The 19,684-nt window shown below is 61.5% G+C and carries 20 protein-coding genes; 12 read left to right on the top strand and 8 right to left on the bottom strand.

Features of this window, described 5'->3' with window-relative positions:
* Positions 1 to 40 precede the first annotated feature (40 nt).
* The 9 genes from fmt to DOM27_RS16590 all read left to right on the top strand — a co-directional run bounded on the left by fmt (position 41) and on the right by DOM27_RS16590 (position 10,422).
* On the top strand, positions 41 to 1,138 hold the full coding sequence (gene fmt, locus DOM27_RS16630) for a methionyl-tRNA formyltransferase (RefSeq protein WP_110657672.1): 1,098 nt from the start codon (positions 41 to 43) through the stop codon (positions 1,136 to 1,138).
* Positions 1,135 to 2,463: a 16S rRNA (cytosine(967)-C(5))-methyltransferase RsmB gene (rsmB, locus tag DOM27_RS16625; RefSeq protein ID WP_110657670.1), complete on the top strand. Its 1,329-nt coding sequence runs from the start codon at positions 1,135 to 1,137 to the stop codon at positions 2,461 to 2,463. The genes fmt and rsmB overlap by 4 nt, the downstream gene beginning before the upstream one ends.
* A gap of 159 nt (positions 2,464 to 2,622) precedes the next feature.
* Positions 2,623 to 3,333 (top strand): bifunctional nicotinamidase/pyrazinamidase, encoded by a 711-nt coding sequence (gene pncA, locus DOM27_RS16620; RefSeq protein ID WP_245392768.1) that lies wholly within the window; start codon positions 2,623 to 2,625, stop codon positions 3,331 to 3,333.
* A gap of 95 nt (positions 3,334 to 3,428) precedes the next feature.
* On the top strand, positions 3,429 to 3,635 hold the full coding sequence (locus tag DOM27_RS16615; RefSeq protein ID WP_110657668.1) for a dodecin: 207 nt from the start codon (positions 3,429 to 3,431) through the stop codon (positions 3,633 to 3,635).
* Positions 3,636 to 3,812: 177 nt separating this feature from the next.
* Positions 3,813 to 5,186, top strand: coding sequence for a Trk system potassium transporter TrkA (gene trkA, locus DOM27_RS16610; protein WP_110657666.1), 1,374 nt, complete (start codon positions 3,813 to 3,815; stop codon positions 5,184 to 5,186).
* A 73-nt stretch (positions 5,187 to 5,259) separates the two neighbouring features.
* Positions 5,260 to 6,708: a TrkH family potassium uptake protein gene (locus DOM27_RS16605; RefSeq protein ID WP_110657664.1), complete on the top strand. Its 1,449-nt coding sequence runs from the start codon at positions 5,260 to 5,262 to the stop codon at positions 6,706 to 6,708.
* 239 nt (positions 6,709 to 6,947) lie between these two features.
* On the top strand, positions 6,948 to 8,192 hold the full coding sequence (gene sstT, locus DOM27_RS16600) for a serine/threonine transporter SstT (RefSeq protein ID WP_110657662.1): 1,245 nt from the start codon (positions 6,948 to 6,950) through the stop codon (positions 8,190 to 8,192).
* A 238-nt stretch (positions 8,193 to 8,430) separates the two neighbouring features.
* Complete coding sequence (locus DOM27_RS16595; protein ID WP_110657660.1) at positions 8,431 to 9,645, top strand: TraB/GumN family protein; 1,215 nt, start codon at positions 8,431 to 8,433, stop codon at positions 9,643 to 9,645.
* 303 nt (positions 9,646 to 9,948) lie between these two features.
* Positions 9,949 to 10,422, top strand: a complete 474-nt coding sequence (locus tag DOM27_RS16590; protein ID WP_110657915.1) for an Hsp20 family protein — start codon at positions 9,949 to 9,951, stop codon at positions 10,420 to 10,422.
* Positions 10,423 to 10,537: 115 nt separating this feature from the next.
* On the opposite strand, the gene DOM27_RS16585 is transcribed toward DOM27_RS16590, so the two are convergent.
* The gene (locus DOM27_RS16585; RefSeq protein WP_110657658.1) at positions 10,538 to 12,115 is read right to left on the bottom strand and encodes a BCCT family transporter; all 1,578 of its coding nucleotides are present in this window, start codon (positions 12,113 to 12,115) and stop codon (positions 10,538 to 10,540) included.
* Between the two features lie 193 nt (positions 12,116 to 12,308).
* Positions 12,309 to 13,886 carry a BCCT family transporter gene (locus DOM27_RS16580; RefSeq protein WP_110657656.1) on the bottom strand — a complete coding sequence of 526 codons (1,578 nt, stop codon included), beginning with the start codon at positions 13,884 to 13,886 and terminating at the stop codon, positions 12,309 to 12,311.
* Between the two features lie 179 nt (positions 13,887 to 14,065).
* On the opposite strand from DOM27_RS16580, the gene DOM27_RS16575 reads away from it, so the two are divergent.
* A complete protein-coding gene (locus DOM27_RS16575) occupies positions 14,066 to 14,344 on the top strand; it encodes a hypothetical protein (protein WP_110657654.1) in 279 nt (92 codons plus the stop codon).
* Positions 14,345 to 14,404: 60 nt separating this feature from the next.
* Here the strand turns inward: DOM27_RS16575 and DOM27_RS16570 are convergent, their stop codons facing one another.
* Positions 14,405 to 14,707, bottom strand: coding sequence for a hypothetical protein (locus DOM27_RS16570; RefSeq protein ID WP_110657651.1), 303 nt, complete (start codon positions 14,705 to 14,707; stop codon positions 14,405 to 14,407).
* A 182-nt stretch (positions 14,708 to 14,889) separates the two neighbouring features.
* Between DOM27_RS16570 and DOM27_RS16565 the strand changes: the two genes are divergently transcribed.
* Complete coding sequence (locus DOM27_RS16565; protein ID WP_110657650.1) at positions 14,890 to 15,150, top strand: type B 50S ribosomal protein L31; 261 nt, start codon at positions 14,890 to 14,892, stop codon at positions 15,148 to 15,150.
* A 117-nt stretch (positions 15,151 to 15,267) separates the two neighbouring features.
* Here the strand turns inward: DOM27_RS16565 and DOM27_RS18300 are convergent, their stop codons facing one another.
* The 3 genes from DOM27_RS18300 to DOM27_RS16550 form a co-directional block, all read right to left on the bottom strand.
* Positions 15,268 to 15,603 carry a GFA family protein gene (locus DOM27_RS18300; protein WP_110657913.1) on the bottom strand — a complete coding sequence of 112 codons (336 nt, stop codon included), beginning with the start codon at positions 15,601 to 15,603 and terminating at the stop codon, positions 15,268 to 15,270.
* Between the two features lie 164 nt (positions 15,604 to 15,767).
* Positions 15,768 to 15,971 carry a cold-shock protein gene (locus tag DOM27_RS16555; RefSeq protein ID WP_110651733.1) on the bottom strand — a complete coding sequence of 68 codons (204 nt, stop codon included), beginning with the start codon at positions 15,969 to 15,971 and terminating at the stop codon, positions 15,768 to 15,770.
* 391 nt (positions 15,972 to 16,362) lie between these two features.
* Positions 16,363 to 17,220: a LysR family transcriptional regulator gene (locus DOM27_RS16550; protein WP_223162367.1), complete on the bottom strand. Its 858-nt coding sequence runs from the start codon at positions 17,218 to 17,220 to the stop codon at positions 16,363 to 16,365.
* A 145-nt stretch (positions 17,221 to 17,365) separates the two neighbouring features.
* Here DOM27_RS16550 and DOM27_RS16545 point away from each other — a divergent pair, with 145 nt between their 5' ends.
* Complete coding sequence (locus DOM27_RS16545; RefSeq protein WP_110657646.1) at positions 17,366 to 18,241, top strand: alpha/beta fold hydrolase; 876 nt, start codon at positions 17,366 to 17,368, stop codon at positions 18,239 to 18,241.
* Here the strand turns inward: DOM27_RS16545 and DOM27_RS16540 are convergent.
* On the bottom strand, positions 18,198 to 18,626 hold the full coding sequence (locus tag DOM27_RS16540; RefSeq protein ID WP_110657644.1) for a polyketide cyclase: 429 nt from the start codon (positions 18,624 to 18,626) through the stop codon (positions 18,198 to 18,200). The genes DOM27_RS16545 and DOM27_RS16540 overlap by 44 nt on opposite strands.
* A 43-nt stretch (positions 18,627 to 18,669) precedes the next feature.
* On the bottom strand, positions 18,670 to 19,602 hold the full coding sequence (locus DOM27_RS16535) for a LysR substrate-binding domain-containing protein (RefSeq protein WP_110657642.1): 933 nt from the start codon (positions 19,600 to 19,602) through the stop codon (positions 18,670 to 18,672).
* Positions 19,603 to 19,684 lie beyond the last annotated feature (82 nt).

The following is a 19,684-nucleotide window of genomic DNA, read 5'->3' as shown; positions in this document are numbered from 1 at the left end:
CGTCTTTGCAGGCATCATTCATCTTCAGGAAAAGCGCCGAATGAGTCACCGTTCTGAAGGGCAATCGCTGCGTGTCCTCTTCGCCGGCACGCCCGACTTTGCCGCCGAGAGCCTAAAGGCCCTGCTCGCCTCACGTCACCAGATCGTCGGCGTCTATACGCAGCCGGACCGGCCGGCCGGTCGAGGCCGCAAGCTCACACCCAGCCCGGTCAAAAGACTGGCGCTCGAGCATGGCCTGCCGGTGGAAACGCCGATCAGCCTCAAGAACGAAGACGCTCAGCGTCGGCTGGCCGAATTCGATGCCGACGTGATGATCGTCGTTGCGTACGGCCTGCTGCTGCCGCAAGCCGTGCTTGACATTCCACGCCTGGGCTGCCTCAACGTGCACGCCTCGCTATTGCCACGCTGGCGAGGCGCGGCGCCGATCCAGCGTGCCATCGAGGCGGGCGACACCGAGAGCGGTATCACCCTGATGCAGATGGATGCCGGCCTCGATACCGGCGCCATGCTGCTGATCAAGCGCACTCCGATCGATGACACCACGACCGGCGGCGATCTGCACGACCGCCTCGCCGAATTGGGCGGCCAGACCCTGATCGAAGGCCTCGAGGCACTGGCGGAATCGGGCCTGAGCGAAACCGCCCAGCCCGAAGACGGTGTTACCTACGCCAGCAAACTCTCCAAACCGGAAGCGGAGCTCGACTTCAGCCAATCGGCGTCGACGCTGTCTCGGCGGATTCGTGCCTTCAACCCCTGGCCGGTGGCCTGGACGCGACTCGATGGCGAAACTCTGAGGCTGTGGTTCGCGACACCGGAAACCGAACTCGGTGGTCCTGAACTCGACGGTCCTGAACTCGACGATCCTGAACTCGACAGCCTTGAACTCGGAGAGCAGAACGTCGAGCCCGGGACGCTGCTCGAACCCGCGGCGGATGCTCTGCGGATCGCCTGCGGCAACAATGGCCGCGAGGTTCTGCGAGTGAGCCAGTTGCAAATGCCCGGCGGCAAGCCGCTGGCGGCGCGCGATCTGCTCAACGCCAATCATTCCCGTCTCGCCCCCGGCCAGTGTTTCGGCCGGGTCTCCGGCCAAGGCCTCGGTCAGCCACTCGATCCGTCATCCAAGGAAGCCCCCCAATGAATTCTGGCGATACCCGCGCGTTTGCCGCGCAACTGCTGGTGCCGGTATTGAACGGCAAGGGCTCGCTATCGGGCCTGGACGCCGATCTGGCCTCCAGCGTGATCAAGGAGCGCGATCGCGGCTTCGTCAAGGCGTTGTGCTTCGGCGTGTGCCGCACGCACCCGCGCCTGGAAGCCCTCGCCAGCCAATTGCTGCGCGAGCCGCTGAAAGCGCGCGACACCGACATTCAGGCGCTGCTGCTCATCGGCCTGTATCAGATTTTGCACATGCGCGTGCCGCCCCACGCCGCCGTCAGTGAAACCGCCGGTGCGGCTCGCGCCTTCGGCAAGGGGTGGGCGACGAAGGTGCTCAACGGCTGTCTGCGTCGCTTTCAACGCGAATCGGTAGCCCTGCAAGCCAAGGTCGACCGCGAAGCGCCGGTGGCGCTGTGGCATCCTGCCTGGCTGCTGCTGGAGTTTCGCGACGCCTGGCCGGACGATTGGCGGGCGATCTGCGAGGCCAATAACGAACCGGGGCCGATGACCCTTCGCGTCAATCGCCGCCGCGTCACCCGCGAGGACTATCTCCAGCATCTTGCGACCGCCGGATTATCGGCATCGCCCTGCGCGATCGCCGAGGATGGCATCCAACTGGAAAGCCCCTGCGACGTCTCTCAGCTCCCCGGTTTCGCCGAGGGCGACATCAGCGTTCAGGATGAATCCGCTCAGCTCTGCGCCGAGCTGCTGTCAGCGGTGCTGACGGATGGCAACGACAAGCGCGTACTCGATGCCTGCAGTGCCCCCGGCGGCAAGACGGCCCACCTGCTGGAACGCTTCGACGTCAAGCTCACGGCACTGGATGTCGACGCCACTCGCCTCAAACGCGTCGCGACGACGCTGCAGCGCCTGCATCTGGACGCCACACTGCATGCCGCGGATGCCAGCGCTGCGAGTGCCGACGACAGCTGGTGGAATGGCGAGCCCTTCGATGCGATTCTGCTCGACGCGCCCTGCTCGGGTACCGGCGTCATTCGCCGACATCCCGACATCAAGCTCGCGCGACGTCACAGCGACGTGGCCGAGCTCGCCGCGCTGCAGTCACGCCTGCTCGACACGCTGTGGAGCAAGCTCGCACCGGGCGGCACGTTGCTTTATGCCACCTGTTCGGTGCTGCCGGCGGAAAATGCGACCCAGATCGAGCGTTTTCTGGCCCGCACACCGGATGCCGTCGCCGATACCCCGAGCGATCTGAGCTGGGGTCGTCCCGCCGGCCAGGGGCAACAACTGATGCCGGCGCAAGCTGGCCACGATGGCTTTTTCTACGCCCGCCTGATCAAGCGAGCCTGATTCAAGCGCTCCCGGCCAAGCGCGCCGGATCGAGCGACGTCGTGACTTCCTCATCGGGGTAGCTCGCTGCCCCGAACCCCTGTCCCCCGCCTCCCGCTTGCGACATGCTCATCCGCCTTCGATACTGAAAGGGAATTCGCCACTCAGGAAGCGTCGGCCGTGCCTGACAACGAGGTTCTCGAGACGGACGTTCTCAATACCAAGCAGCGCACCGAGACGCAGCCCGCCGGGCTGGCACTCGGCGGCGTCTCTCCACATAGCGCCCTGATCATCGTCGACGTTCAGCCGGACTTCATGCCCGGCGGCGCCTTGGCTTGTGCCGAGGGCGACGAAATTCTTCTGGGACTCGAATGGCTGTTGGCCCAGCACGCCTTCGGACATGTCGTGGCAACTCAGGACTGGCACCCGGCCGGACATGTGTCGTTTGCCTCCAAGCACCCGCCGCATCAACCCTTCGAGTCGCTAGAGCTCTATGGCCACCCCCAGACCCTGTGGCCCAATCACTGTATTCAGCGCACCGAAGGGGCGGCGCTGCACCCGGCCATCGACTGGTCGTACTGCGACGCGATCATTCGCAAGGGCACCGATCCCGGCATCGACTCCTACAGTGCCTTTCGCAACAATCATGGCCCCGACGGCCATCGCCCCGCCACCGGGCTCGCCGGCTGGCTGCGCGACCGGCGCGTCACCGACGTCTATGTCTGCGGCCTGGCTCGCGATGTCTGCGTGCGGTGGACCGCAGAGGACGCCGTGGCGGCGGGGTTCAACACGCACTTTCTCTGGTCGTTGACGCGCCCGGTCACCTTCGAGACCGATGACATCACGCGTCAGCGACTTTCGGAGCTGGGTGTCGTCATCGTCGACACCTGAGTTCTCAGCGCCTCGCAGGACGCAGGCGCTCTGTCACCCACGCGTTTTCACCGACCACGTTCATCAACCACGTTCACCCACGCAAGGAGCATCACATGAGCGACCACGTCTACAAGCAGATCGAACTGACCGGTTCTTCACCCACCGGCATCGAGGATGCCGTGCAGAACGCCCTGCAGAAGGCCAGCAAAACACTGCACGGCATGCGCTGGTTCGAGGTCATCGAAACCCGCGGCCACCTGGAGGACAACAAGCTTTCCCACTGGCAGGTCACCATCAAGGTCGGCATCACGATGGATTGAGCCATGCCGCTTGGCGGGACGGTTTCGTCCCGCCGACGCGTTGTCGATCACGGTCCTGTCATTCAGCCTGTCGGCTCGTTATGCTACGCGCTGATTTCGGCGCCGGACGGTATGATCTCGCTGCTCCTGCGCCGGTAAACTGACAGGCGGCCCGCCGTGCTTCCGTGAAGGTTTGGCATGAAAATTATCATTCTGGGTGCCGGTCAGGTCGGCGGCACATTGGCCGAACACCTGGCCCACGAAGAGAACGACATTACCGTCGTCGATATCAACGAAGAGCGGCTGCGCGAACTGCAGAACCGGCTCGATATCCGCACGGTCATCGGTACGGCGTCCTACCCCAATATTCTGCGCCAGGCCGGCGGTGAAGATGCCGACATGCTGATTGCGGTGACCAGCTCCGACGAGATCAACATGATCGCCTGTCAGGTCGCGCACACGTTGTTCCGCACGCCGACCAAGATCGGGCGCGTCCGCTCGACCGCCTACCTGACCCGCAAGAGTCTGTTCTCCAACGACGCCATTCCCGTGGACGTCCTGATCAGTCCCGAGCAGGTCGTGACCGACCATATTCGCCGCCTGATCGAGTATCCCGGTGCATTACAGGTTCTCGATTTCGCCGGCGGCCTGGTCCAGCTGGTGGCGGTCAAGGCCTATTACGGCGGCCCGCTGGTGGGTCAGGAGCTGGGGTTTCTGCGCCGACACATGCCGAACATCGACACCCGCGTGGCGGCCATCTACCGCCGCGACCGGCCAATCATCCCCACCGGCGACACCGTGATCGAGGCCGACGACGAGGTGTTCTTCATCGCCGCGCGCCGCGATATCCGCACCGTGATGGGCGAACTACGCAAGGTCGACCGCGACTTCCGCCGCGTATTGATCGCCGGGGGCGGGAATATCGGCGAACGCCTGGCCGAGACTCTGGAGCACAAGCATCAGGTCAAGATCATCGAGCATGACCTCACCCGCTGCGGCGCGCTTTCCGAAAAGCTCGACCGTACCGTGGTGCTGCACGGCAGTGCCACCAGCAAGCGGCTAATGCTCGAAGAGAACATCGAGGACTGCGATATCTACTGCGCGCTGACCAATGACGACGAGGTCAACATCATGTCGTCGATGCTCGCCAAACGTCTCGGCGCCAAGAAAGTGCTGACCCTGATCAACAACGCCGCTTACGTGGACCTGGTGCAGGGCGGCGAGATCGATATCGCGATCTCACCGCAGCAGACCACCATCGGCAGCCTGCTCACCCACGTGCGCCGTGGCGATATCGTCAACGTGCACTCGCTACGCCGTGGCGCCGCCGAGGCGATCGAGGCGATCGCCCACGGCGACAAGCGCTCCTCCCGCGTGGTCGGGCGCGTCATCGGTGAAGTCGACCTGCCCAGCGGCACCAGCATCGGCGCCATCGTGCGCGGCAAGGAAGTGCTGATCGCCCACGACGACGTCATGATCGAGACCGGCGACCACCTGATCCTGTTCGTTATCGACAAGCGCCGGATCCGAGACGTCGAAAGGCTGTTCCAGGTCGGCTTGACCTTCTTCTGATGTTCGACGCCGCGACCACCGCCTCCATTCTCACGATCGCCCATCCGTTTCGCTCGGCAGGGAGCACCGCCTCTTGAGTTTTCTGGTGATTCTGCGAATCGTCGGGCTGCTGCTGATGGTGTTCAGCTTGACCATGGTTCCGCCCATGGTCATCGCCCGGATCTTTCACGACGGCAACTGGTACGCCTTCGGCGCCGGCATGGTGATCTCGATCGTCACCGGCGCCCTGCTCTACTGGCCCAATCGCCGCGCCAAGCGCGAGCTGCGCACCCGCGACGGCTTCATCATCACCGTGCTGTTCTGGAGCGTGCTCGGGCTGTTCGGGACCATTCCGTTCATGGTCTCCGAGGCGCCCTCGATGTCGTTCACCGATGCGGTGTTCGAATCGTTCTCGGGGCTCACCACGACCGGCGCCACGGTGCTCAGCGGCATCGACCATCTGCCAGCTTCAATTCGCTTCTACCGCCAGCAGCTGCAATGGCTGGGCGGCATGGGGATCGTGGTACTGGCGGTGGCGATTCTGCCGACGCTCGGCATCGGCGGCATGCAGCTCTACCGGACGGAGATTCCCGGGCCACTGAAGGATTCCAAGCTGACCCCCAGAATTACCGAGACGGCCAAGGCACTGTGGTACATCTACGTGATCCTCACCGTGATCTGCGCGCTGGCCTACTGGGGCGCGGGGATGAACTGGTTCGATGCCATCGGGCACAGCTTCGCCACCGTGGCCGTTGGCGGATTCTCCACCTACGACGCCAGCATCTCGCATTTCGATAGCGCCACGATCGAGATGATCTGCGTATTTTTCATGATCGTCTCTTCGGTCAGCTTCGGCCTGCACTTTGCGGTCTGGCGCGAGCGGCGCCTGCTGCAGTACATCCGCGATCCGGAATTCCGCTTTTTCGTGACCTTTCTAGGGCTGCTGGTCGCGATCACCATCGTCACCCTGTTCGCCACCGGCACCTATCACGATGCCACCGGCATTCGCCACGGCCTGTTCGAAGCGGTCTCCGTGGCGACAACCTCCGGTTTCAGCGTGGCCGACTTCACGCTCTGGCCAGGCGTGCTACCGATCATGCTGTTCATGGCGGCCTTCGTCGGCGCCTGTTCCGGCTCGGCGGGGGGCGGCATGAAGGTGATCCGTATTCTGCTGATCCTCAAGCAGGGCATTCGCGAGATTCATCGTCTGATCCATCCGAATGCCGTCTTCGCCGTCAAGGTCGGCAAGATGCGCATCTCGGAAGGCGTCGCCGAGGCTGTATGGGGGTTTTTCTCGGTCTATATGATGCTGTTCGTGGTGATGCTGCTGGCGCTGCTCGCCACCGGGCTGGACCAGGTAACGGCGTGGTCGGCGATCGGCTCGGCGCTCAATAACCTCGGGCCGGGTCTGGGCAAGGTCTCCACCGATTACGGCGACATTCCCAGCATCGCCAAATGGATCCTGGTATTGGCGATGATGCTGGGTCGACTGGAGATCTTCACCATTCTGGTGCTGTTCACACCGGCTTTTTGGCGCCGCTGAGAGGACACCGTTGCACTTCGAACGCCGCCGTATCGCCGGTGGCACGATGGTTCGCGCTGGGTTCGCCGCGGTCGGACGAAATTTCCATCGACAGTCGGCCAAAAACTTGGTGAATGACACTAAAGATTAACCTCCGAACAGGTCTTCTTCCGGGTACGGGATAGATGGCAGTGATAGAATGCGCCGCTTCGTCGTCGCATCGCCATCACATCGCCACCCGGCAATCTCAAGAGAGCGTCATGTCTGCCAGTTCCGAATCCCGCACCGCCTCTTCATCCCGGTTTCGCATCGGTCTCATCCCCCAGATCCTGATCGGCATCGTCTTAGGGCTGATTCTGGCCTCGCTGGCGCCCTCGATAGCGTCATCGGTCGCCATTCTGGGCGAACTCTTCATCGGTGCGCTCAAGGCGGTGGCCCCGATTCTGGTTTTCGTGCTGGTCATGGCCGCGATCGCCGGTCATCAACGAGGCCAGCCGACCCAGATTCGCGGCGTGCTGATGCTTTACCTGATCGGCACGCTGGTCGCCGCCCTGGTCGCGGTGACCGCCAGCTTCGCGTTCCCGACGACACTGATCCTCGACGCACCTAGCGCCGACGGCACGCCGCCAACCGGTGTCATCGAGATACTGCGCAACCTGGCCATGAGCGCAGTCGACAACCCGGTGCACGCCCTGACCGAAGCCAACTTCATCGGTATTCTGGCGTGGGCCGTCGGGCTCGGGTTACTGCTGCGCCGTGCCAACGACACCACGCGCCGGGCGCTGGGCGATATGTCCGACGCCGTCTCAGGGCTGGTGCGCTGGATCATCCGTCTCGCGCCGCTGGGCATCTTCGGCCTGGTCGCCAACACCTTCGCCTCGACCGGAATGGACGCCCTGATCGATTACGCCCGACTGCTGGTCGTTCTGCTCGGCTGCATGGCGTTCGTGGCCCTGGTGACCAACCCGTTGATCGTCTTCCTCTACACCCGGCGCAATCCCTATCCGCTGGTTTTCGCCTGTCTTCGCGGCAGTGCCATTACCGCGTTTTTCACCCGCAGCAGCGCGGCCAACATTCCGGTCAACATGGAGCTGTGCAAGCGGCTCGATCTGCACACCGACACCTATTCCGTTTCGATTCCGCTGGGTGCCACGATCAACATGTCCGGCGCGGCGGTGACGATCACGGTGATGACGCTGGCCGCCGTCAATACGCTGGGCATCAACGTCGATTTCTCCACGGCAGTATTGCTATGCGTGGTATCCGCTCTGGCAGCGTGCGGGGTTTCCGGTGTCGCCGGCGGCTCGCTGCTGCTGATCCCGATGGCGGCCAGCCTGTTCGGTATTTCGGCGGACGTCGCCATGCAGGTCGTGGCGATCGGCTTCGTCATCAGCGTGCTGCAGGACGCCACCGAAACGGCGCTCAACTCCTCCACCGATGTGCTGTTCACTGCCGCCGCCTGCCGCTCGCCTCACGCCGAAGCGCATCTCGCCGGCCGCGATTGATCGGACTAGCGAGGGGCGCTCGTGAGAGCGATCCGCGGGTGATGAAAAGACCACCGAGGGGTAAACGGGAGAGGTTTGACCTCTCTCGCCGACACTACTATCCACTCGCCACTACGTCCCCGCCCGCCACTGTTCCTCATCGATTTTCGCGGTCAATGGCTTGGAATTGGCAACATGACGTGCAATATGGACGACTACCGTTAAGTCTTACCCTCCTTCAGCCTGGAACCGCCCCTTGATGTCTGACACCGCTGCCGGACCTCGCGAGATCGTCGATCTCGCCGATCATCATCTGACGCTGCTGGGCACCGCGCACGTTTCCCAGGCCAGCGCCGACGAGGTTAGCGAGCTGATTCGTTCCGGCGACTTCGACGCCGTCGCGATCGAGCTCTGCACGTCGCGCCACCAGAGCCTGGTCCAGCCCAACGCCATGGCCAAGCTCGATCTGTTTCAGGTGCTCAAGCAGGGCAAGGCCGGCATGGTCGCTGCCAGTCTGGCGCTGGGCGCCTTTCAGCAACGGGTCGCAGAGCAATCGGGCATCGAGCCCGGAGCGGAAATGCGGGCCGCGGTCAAGGAAACCCAGCGCGCCGGCCTGCCGCTGTATCTGATCGATCGCGAGATCGGCGTCACGCTCAAGCGCATCTACCAGAACGTGCCTTGGTACAAGCGCTTCAGCCTGATTTCCGGCCTACTGGGTAGCGTGCTGTCGCGACAGAAGGTCTCCAGCGAAGATATCGAGAAGCTAAAGCAGGGCGACGTGCTCGAATCCACCTTCGCCGAATTCGCCGAGCAGTCTCAGACCCTCTACGAACCGCTGATCACCGAGCGTGATCGCTACATGGCGCTCAAGCTGGTCGAGGAACTGCCGGACGGCAGCGCCAAGCGCGTGCTGGTCGTAATTGGTGCCGGGCACCTCAAAGGCATGACGGATCATCTCCAGACCTTGAACCAGCGGACGCCCGAACTCGATGCCGTGATCCAGGAGCGTGCCAACCTGGAAGCGACCGCTCCCCGTTCGCGCTGGTGGAAAGTAATCCCTTGGGTGATCGTCGCGCTGGTCCTGACCGGCTTCGCCATCGGTTTCAGTCGCGATACCTCACTCGGCTGGTCACTGGTGGGCGAATGGGTGCTGATCAACGGCAGCTTCTCCGCTCTCGGCGCGCTGATCGCCCTGGCCCATCCGCTGACGATCATCGCCGCCTTCGTCGGCGCCCCACTGACCTCGCTCAACCCGACGATCGGGGTCGGCTTCGTCACGGCAGGCGTCGAACTCTATCTGCGCCGCCCCACCGTCGGCGACTTCTCGCGCTTACGTAGCGACGTCAGCCATTGGCAGGGCTGGTGGCGCAATCGCGTCGCCCGCACACTGCTCGTATTCCTGCTGTCGAGCGTGGGCTCCGCCATCGCGACCTGGGTCGCCGGGCTGCGCATCGCCGGCCAACTATTCGGCTAATCGCACGACCTTCCGTCGACAGCGGAAGCTTGAACCCCCTGTCCAAGTCACTCTATAGCGCTCGAGACCGGCAACCACGCCGGTTTCGGACCGACCGAAACTTTCCACGATTCTTCGACTTCCGCGCTTGAAAAAGAATTCGGCGGCCCTATTTAACATAACGTCGAGACTGAGCAATCGCGAACGGCATCATCGATGCGTTCGTTCTCGACGGCAGATGCCGCCAAGCGGGTCTGCGATCCGACGCTCCGGAATGGGTCCGGGCGTCAGCAAAGCTTCGCTGTCATCAGGGGGTTTCTTACCATGAACACGCTGTCACTCTCTCCGCTGTTCCGTCGCTCCGTGGGCTTCGACCGTCTCAACGATCTGTTCGAATCCGCGATACAGAACGACGTGCCCAGCTACCCGCCGTACAACGTCGAAAAGTATGGCGAGAACGACTATCGCATTGCCGTGGCCACGGCCGGCTTCGCCGAGCAGGAGCTCGATGTCAACGTCGAAAAGCGAGTGCTTACCATCACGGCCGGCAAGGGCGAACGTGAGGACGCCGACAAGGTTCAGTACCTTCACCAAGGCATCGCTCAGCGCGCCTTCAAGCTGTCGTTCCGACTCGACGAAAATATCGAGGTTCAGGGGGCACGGCTGGAAAATGGCCTGCTGATCGTCGATCTGCTCCGCGTGATACCGGAAGAGCAGCGTCCGCGACAGATCCCGATCAACGGCAGTCAGCGTCGCCTGACCGAGACGCAATCGATCGGGGAAACGGTCACGGCCTGAACGGGACCGACCGTCACCACTAACCGCCTGCTTCATGGCGGCGGCTAGAACCGCAACGCCCCCCGATGGATGATCCATCGGGGGGCGTCGATTTTCCAGGGCTGAAAGCGAAACGTCAGTGCGAGGGCTGAACCTTTTGCGTATCACCCAGCACGCCCTGCGCTTTCGCCATCGCATAGGCCGCCTTGGGCCCGAGCCACAGGGTCGGCACCAATACCAGCGCGACCGGTACGGCGGGAATCACCACGAACTGCTGCAGCACGCTGACCTGACCCTCGCCCATCCCCAGCAGGATCGCTGCCATCAGGGCGAAGACGATTCCCCAGAAGGCACGCAGGGCCGATCCCGGATTATCGTTGCCAGCACAGACCACGGACACGGCGTAACTCATCGAATCTCCGGTCGTGGCCACGAACACCGTGGTCAGCACCAGTATCGCCAGCGCCATCCAGGTGCCGCCCGGCAGTGCCTGCGCCACGGTCAATGTGGCGATGTCGAACTGGAAGTTCTTCAACGGCTCGGCGAGATCGATCGCGCCGCTCAGCTGATAGAAGATGCCCGAACCACCCAGCAACGTGAACCAGACGGTGGTCACGATGGGCGCAAGAACCGCCGTGGCGATGATCATTTCACGCACCGTGCGGCCACGGGAGATCCGCGTGACGAAGATTGCCATGGGTGGCGCGAAGCCGACGAACCAGGCAAAAAAGAATACCGTCCACCACTTCATCCAGCTTGCCGACGCCGTCACCGTGGTCATCGTCGACATCTCGAAGAAATGGCCCAGATAGGTGCCGAAGCCCTGGAACCAGCTGTCGACCAGAAACTGTGTAGGGCCGAAGAGCAGGATGATGCCGCCAATGACCATGGCCAGGATGACGTTCAAACGGCTCAACACCTGAATGCCGCGATCGATGCCGGTCACCGCCGACGTTACATAGATCGCCCCCAGTGCGGCCAGAATGCCCAGCTGCACGTCATAGCCTCGCGGAAACCCGAACAGATCGTGCAGGCCGAAACTGACCTGAGTCGCCAGAAAACCCAGCGGCCCCACCGTTCCTGCCGTGACGGCAATCGCACAGATGGCATCGATCACCCCGCCAAGGGGGCCACGCACCAGGCGGTCACCAATCAATGGCGCCAGCAAGGTTCTCGGCTGAAGCGGCATACCGCGCTGATAATGCTGATGCGACAGGATCGCGACCGGCAAGGTGCCGAGAATCGCCCAGCCGGTGAAGCCCCAGTGAAAGAATGCCTGGGCCAACGCATTCGGAACGGCGTCGGCACTCCCCGGCTGCGAGTCGAAAGCCGGCGGCGTGACCACGAAATGATAGATCGGCTCGCCGGCGGCGAAGAACACGCCACCGCCCGCCAACAGCGTACACAGGATGATCGACACCCAGCGGAACGTGCTCATGTCGGGTCGCGATTGCGAGCCGATTCTCGCCCTGCCGGCCGGCGATACCGCTACACCGATGGCGATGAAAAAGGTCAGCAGCATCAGCAGCTGGAACAGACCGCCGAAGGTCCTGGCGGACCAGGTAAAGCCGATATCGATCCACTGCGCGACGGTATCGGGCGCGATCGCCGACCCCGCCAGAAAGATCAGGATGAAACCGATGGTCAAGACAAGTACGACGGGATCGCCAAAACGGCCACCCTGCGTCGATGGCACGTTGGTGTCGGAGGTCATATCAGAGGGAGGGTTCTTTAGGCATGAAGCGCGCCACACTACCGACCTTAGTCGTAGATCGCAAACGCATCCGCCCCCCCTTTTCTCCAACCTCGCTTTTCCAACGTCTCCGCACCCATAATCTCGCCTCCAACCCAAAACGCCCCCGATGAACAGCTACCGGAGGCGTTGCACTCATGAATTGGCGATGGGGTCAGTCAGCGAGTCCGGTCTCCCGGATATCACCTAGCAGGCCCTGCTCTCGCGCCATCGCGTAGGCGGACTTCGGCCCGTGCCAGAGGGTCGGCAGCAGCACCAGCGACACCGGAATCGCCGAGATCACGATGAACTGCTGGAGCACGCTGATCTGACCGGCGCCCATCTTCAGCAATATCGCCGCCATCAATGCCATCGCCACGCCCCAGAAAGCGCGCAGCGCGGGCTTGGGCTCATCATGACCGGCGCACACCACGGAAATGGCATAGCTCATCGAATCTCCCGTGGTCGCCACGAAGATCGTGGTCAGCAGCAGAATCGCCAACGCCATGAAGACACCGCCCGGCAACGCCTGCGCTACCGTCAGCGTGGCGACGTCGAAACGAAAGTTCTGCAACGGTTCGGTGAGGTCGATGAGGCCATGAAGCTGGTAGAAGATCCCTGAACCCCCGAGCAGCGTGAACCACGCGGTGGTCGCCAGCGGCGCAAGAATCGCGACGGCAACAATCATTTCGCGAATGCTGCGGCCTTTGGAGATCCGCGCCACGAAGATTGCCATCAACGGCGCGTAGCCGATGAACCAGGCGAAGAAAAACACCGTCCACCACTTCATCCACCAGGCCGGGGCGGTCTGTGCGGTCATCGAAGCCATTTCGAAGAACGACCCCAGATAAGTACCGAAACCCTGGAACCAGGCATCGACGAGAAATTGCGTCGGACCGAACACCAGAATCACCGCCGCGATGGCCATCGCCAGAATCACGTTGAAACGACTGAGAATCTGAATGCCTCGATCGATCCCCGTCATCGCCGAGGTCACATAGATGGCGCCCAGAATCGCCATGATGATCAATTGCGTGCCGTAATCGTCCACCAGGCCGAAGAGCTCATGAAAGCCGAAGCTGACCTGGGTGGCGAGAAAGCCGATCGGCCCGACCGTACCTGCCACCAGCGCGATGACACAGACCGCATCGACCACGCTGCCCAGCACACCACGGACACGACGCTCGCCAATCATCGGCGCCAGCAGCGTGCGCGGCTGAAGCGGCAGCCCACGATGATAGTGCTGATGCGCCAGCACGATGGCCGGCAGCGTGCCGAGCACGGCCCAGGCCAGAAAGCCCCAATGCATGAACGACTGCGCCAGGGCAGCCGGGACCGCAGCCGCGGTATCGGGTTCGGTATCGAAGGCCGGCGGCGTGACCACGAAATGGTAGACAGGCTCGCCGGCGGCGAAGAATACGCCGCCGCCTGCCAGCAGCGTACACAGGATGATCGAGATCCATTTGAACGTGCTCATCTCGGGGCGATCCCTGCCGCCGATGCGAGCGCGACCGGCGGGCGTGATCGCGACACCGAGCGCGATGAAGAACGTCAATAGCAGTAGCAACTGGAAAAAACTGCCGAACGTTGCGGCTGTCCAGGTAAAGCCGGCGCCGATGGCATCGGTCACGCCATCCGGGGAGATCGCTGAAAGCAGCACGAACGCGACGATGAAACCGATGGTCAGTACCAGAACCACGGGATCGCCAAATCGGCCACGCTGAGTGGACGACATGTTGTTGTCGGAGGTCATATCAGATCGGTTCTTTGGGCATGAAGGGCGAGACCCTACCGACCTTGGTCGTAGATCGCAAATGCGTCCGTCGACCGCGTTTCACAAGCAAATGCCGATCTACAACAAAAAGCCAATGGTGGAATGCTTTGAATCGGTTCTAATCTCAGAGTGAACTTCGCCGCCGGGAGCACGGTTATATGAAAAGCACATCGTTCATCACTGAGAGCCTGTTGCAACGCTGTCGCAGAGAACAAGCCAATCAGCTCAAGCGATCGCGACAGAGCTTCGACCCGACCTCTCTTGATGATCGCAAGGAGCTTTCGCTATTGGTCGAGGAAGCGATCCGGGAAGGCGAGAATTACACTTCGATCGTTCACGGACATCGCGATATCGGCCTGACCGAGCGGGACCTGCAAGATCTGATCGGGCCCGAGAACTCGATCCGCGAGCGTATCGACCGCTTCCAACAGATCTAGCGCGGGAGCGAGATACCCCGCCAGGGCGAGGAAGGTTTCGGCCTTGATGGCCGAGAGCCGTTATTCGCAATGACGTTTGTATGACCGGGAATCCGTGTCCAGGACGACGCGCTCGTTGACCTTGCTATAGTAGAAAGGCAAAGCTTTCTCGCGCTGGGCGGTCGTCTTGTAGTCGCCGCAAACGCCGTACCCCTTCTGTACCTCTTTTATCGCCGTCAACTCGATCTCGTCGTCGGTATCGAGACCAGCCGAGATCAGCGACTTGATGTCGTCATCGACATGGCTATCCGAAATGGCCTGCCCGCCAAAGATGATGGCGAATGCCACCAATATGGCGACAACGGGGATATAGAGGTTGTGCATGGCGAGTCAACGTCTGTCAGGAAGAACGGCGATGATAGCGGATCGCCGCCCTCCCCGCATGATTTCGGGAGTAGCAGCGGCGTACCATATCGGGCTTTCGTGTCAGGCGGGCTTGGGACAAAAGATTGTCCAGACCCTCAAAATTGTAATAACATAACAAAACCACTGCACAGGAGGCTCCCATGAAAGAAGGCATCCACCCCGACTATCGTCAGATCATCTTCCACGACACCAGCGTCAATGAGTACTTCAAGATTGGCTCGACCATGACCTCGGATGAAACGATCGAGTGGGAAGACGGCAACACCTATCCCCTCGTTCATCTCGACATCTCCTCCGCATCGCACCCGTTTTACACCGGGAAGCAACGAGAGGTCGGCACCGAAGGTCGCGCCGCGCAGTTCAAGCGCCGTTTTGGCAGCATCGCTGCACGTCGCAGCTAATCAACGCTCCCAGCTCGCCGGCCGATCGTCGGCTGGCGAGCTGGTCATGGTATCTGCCACTTCCAGCCGGGTAGACCTTACCTGCAAGGTTTTATCTACACGAATCCTTCGTTTGGCTTAGCTGCTTGCATTGTCCGCATAGCGAATCGGAACATCATCGATTGGCTTCTCCGCCATGCAGAAATTAACAGCCAGTAATGGATCCGGATCATTTGGCAACGTCTGGTAATGCGTCACGCACCCACATTCACTACAACGCACGAACTCAATCTCTCGATCCCCACGTTGGTATAGGGTGCTACCGGAAATACCGATGACCACATCGACGTCATCAGGGTGGTAGTAACCCCACAGCGCCTGGTAGCGCCGACATATACCACAGTTGCAGCGAGTTACGCTCGCCGGCATTGGCGCCGTGATCTGAAGGTTTCGACAATCGCAGCTTAGATTCATCGATAATCCAGGCTGAAAGACATACCGGAGGGCCAATGACGCCTCGCCAACCATGGTCTTCTCGCATTGATTACGTGTAAGACACACAAAAACACCAAGGCCCGCGTTAGCGGGCCTTGGTGCTGGAAGCTCTATCGCTTAAAGCGACGAGTCTACCGAAAGGCTCAGATAGGCTTGATGTTCGCAGCCTGGAGACCTTTTTTGCCCTGAGTGACGTCAAAAGAAACTTCTTGACCGTCCTGCAGAGACTTGAAGCCGTCAGCTTGGATCTCGGAGAAGTGTGCGAACAGGTCGTCGCCACCGTCTGCCGGAGAAATGAAGCCAAAGCCTTTAGTGTCGTTGAACCACTTAACTGTGCCAGTTGCCATGTTACGAATTCCTTTAATGCGCTTAACGCTTAATTACGATTGCCGGGTGCTACCCGATATAGTGGGTAAAACAAGGGGATATAACCAGGCTACCGAATGATTCGAGTGCAACTGACAATATGCGACTTGCTAACCAACTAGGCAGCCAGTTTGCTCTCTCATCGACGGCTAGTCAACCCCGTTGCTCATCAGAAAGCTAAAAACTTTCCATCTCGATCGACAGACCGGATTTTCCCCACAGATTTTCCCCACAGAGAGATCATAGCCTCTCTTTCATCACTTCGCAGCCTGCACCCTACTATCGTTCGACTGCAAGGTGCGACTGACACGAGTGTAAGCCTCTCCCGCGCTAGCGCTGACCCCGGCGACACCCCCCCGCCACCTCTCTTTCTCAGACGGAATCAGTCTCTCCAGAAATCGCCTCGACCAACCCAAGAACCGCACCGGAGTGACTCTTGCGCCCGGTTCGGATGACGTAAACGATCGGCGGCGGCGCAGGAAACGGGGCCTTCATGATCTCCATCTCGGGCGTGATGTGCCGGCTGTTCAAGAGTGTCACGCCTAACCCGTAAAGCACTGCCGACACGACACCAGCGATGCTCCCGCAGGTCATGACAGTGGTTAACCCCGGAGATTGCGACTGCCCGACCTCCATCGCCCACTGGCGGTAGAAGCAGTCATCATCGAACGCGACGAGCGGTAACGGCCGACCCGTATCGAGCGAAAGGTCCGGCGATTTTACCCAATGCAGCGATTCCCGAGCGATGACCACGTCCGAAGCTCGTTGACGATGCTCGAACAGTTGTAGAAAGCCGACATCAATCTCGCCCCGGTCGAGCTGACCCTCGATGGTCAGGCTCTGACTCACGCGCGTCTGCACCGAAACCTCCGGATGACGCCGGGCGAATCTTCCCAGAATGCGTGACAGACCGCCGCTGGTCGTATCCTCGGTGACACCGAGCCGGATTCGTCCGCTCAATGGTTCCGTCCCCAGGCTGAGTATCGCCTCGTCATGCAGCTCCAGAATGCGGCGTGCGTAACGCAGCAGTTTTTCGCCCTCGGGGGTCAACAATGGGGCTCCGGCGCGCCTCGCCAACAGCTCGCAACCCAGCGCCGTCTCGAGCCGCCGAATCTTGTGCGAGACGGCCGACTGCGTCAGCGCCAGAGAATGGGCGCCCCGCGTGATGCCGCCCTGATCGACAACGGCCTGCAGTGCCTGCAACGCCCCCATTTCCAGTCTTGCACTCACTTGCGTCACTCCCAGAGATCGAGCCGTGCGCGAATCGCGCCGGGATCGGCATGACAGATATCGATCATCATCGTGAAATAACTCATTTGAGTCATGCCGCCAAGTCTCGCAAGCTCATCGAGACACCTCAAGGCGGAGCTGGAACATGGAACCCATCGCGATCGACAACGTACTGATCGACGGCAAACGTATCGCTCACGGCACCTACGGCCAGGGCGACCCCATCGTGCTGCTGCATGGCACGCCCTCCTCTTCTCTCATCTGGCGCCATGTCATGCCCCGGCTGGTCGAGGCCGGCTACCGCGTTCATCTCTTCGATCTGCTGGGTTACGGTCACTCCGAGCGCCCCTGGGATCCTTCGGTCGACACCTCGATTTCCGCTCAGGTCCCGGTGCTGGAAAAGCTGATGGATTACTGGGGGCTGGAGACAGCGCATATCGTCTCGCATGACTTCGGCGGCGGCATCGCCCAACGGTTCGGCATTTTCCAGCCCCACCGAGTGCGCTCGCTCACGCTCATCGACGTGGTGAGTTACGACAGCTACCCCTCGCCGCGCACCCGCCAACAGATGGCTGCAGGGTTGGAAAGGCTGATTAAGGCCCCCGATGACGAACACCGCGCCCACTTTCGCGAGTGGCTACTGACCGCCGTTCATCACCAGAGCGCGCTGGAAGCTTCCGCACTCGAGACCTATCTTTGCTTCATCAGCGGCCCGATCGGCCAGCCCAGCCTGTTCCAGCATCAGATACGCCACTACGACCCGAAGCATACGATGGAAGTGGCTGAACGGTTGCCCGAGCTGGGCAACCTGCCGGTCAAGCTGATCTGGGGTGCGGACGATGCCTGGCAGAGCGTGGATTACGCCCACCGCCTGAATGCGGACATTCCGGGATCGGAACTCACCGTTCTGGAGAACTGCGGCCATTTCTCACCCGAGGACCAACCGGACGCCATCGCCCAATCGGTGACCGAGTTCATCAACCGGCACGGATCGATATCGTCGTTTCGGCCAGCACCTTGAGCGCCGCCAGATCACGGCGGACCCAATCGGCATCGCGCTGAAATGTCGCTTCATCCGCTGCTTCATCCATCAGGGGAAGATGAAAGAGCGTCAGCTGGACTTCTGCCCCATCGCCGTTGGCGACAATGCGCAGCGGCACATAGACCACCTGCCCGTCTTCCAGCTCGACCCAATGATCCATGACGCCGTAAGGGTTATGCGGCGTAAAGCGGATGACGACCGAGCCCTCCGGGCCTTGCGCCAACCAGCGTTCGCCCTGCCGGCTGAGTCGGGATTGGCTGAGCCCGGAAGCCCACAGAGGAAAAGCCTCCGGCCGCCAAAAGGCTTCATAGACGGACTGCCAGGGGCAATCGACGGTGAGACTGATCGTGATGGCGTCGTGCATGCGTTCACCTCTCGTTTCTCATTCTCACTTAGCCCACTTACCGTCACTCTTGATGCGCCGGGCCGACATCCGTCATGAAATCCTCCTGCCCGAAGTTGTCGGCCAGAAAATCGATCAGCGAGCGTACAGCCGGCAGCAAACCGCGTCTCGAGGGGAAGACCGCCTGCACCACGCCGTCGCGTGGCGCCCAGTCCGGCAGCACATCGACGAGCCGACCCTTGGCGATATCCGGCCCGGCCACCAGCATCGGCAGCTGCACGATCCCGAGCCCCGCCAGCGCTGCGCGTCGCAACGTCACCAGATCATCGGTAACCAGCCGCGGCCGATGATCGATACGCGTACTCACACCATCCGGGCCATCAAGACACCAGGTATGACCCGCGCCCGGCCGCTCCCAATCGAGCGACGGCCAATCGTACAGATCCCCCGGCACGCTCGGCCGGGAGAAACGCTCGAACAGCGCCGGTGACGCCATCAAACGCTGCGGGCTGCGCGACAGCAAGCGCTGGCTGAGATCGCTGTCCTCGATCGGGGGGAATCTCACTCGAATGGCCAGATCGAACCCCTCACGCACCACATCGACACGTCGACCACTCGCCTCCAGTTCGATTCGAACCTGCGGATGCATCGCCATGAACTGGGTAAGTAGATCTCCAACGATAAAGCACAGCAACCCTGGCGGGCAGCTCAAGCGCACCAGGCCCTGCGGCTCGGCAATCGAACGGTCGATCGTCTCCTGTGCTGCCTCGGCCTCCACCACCATGGCCGCGCAGTGATCGTAATAGGCACGCCCCAGATCGGTAATGGCGAGACTACGCGTGCCGCGATGAATCAAGCGCACGCCGATACGGGTTTCGAGTTCAGCCACTCGCCGGCTCAGCTTGGACTTCGGCACCCCGATCGCCCGGCCCGCCGGCGCGAACCCACCATGCTCGACCACCTGAACGAAGTAGTAGAGGTCGTTGAGATCCTGCATGTCCCCTCTCCCTGAACAAGATCGTCACTCAATTAGATCGTTCTATACATAAGACGCTGCGTTGAGTTATCGCCATCTTATC

This window comes from Salinicola halimionae, from assembly GCF_003206065.1.
GTDB classification, from domain to species: Bacteria; Pseudomonadota; Gammaproteobacteria; order Pseudomonadales; family Halomonadaceae; genus Salinicola; species Salinicola halimionae.
This window is presented reverse-complemented; position numbering and strand designations above follow the sequence as displayed.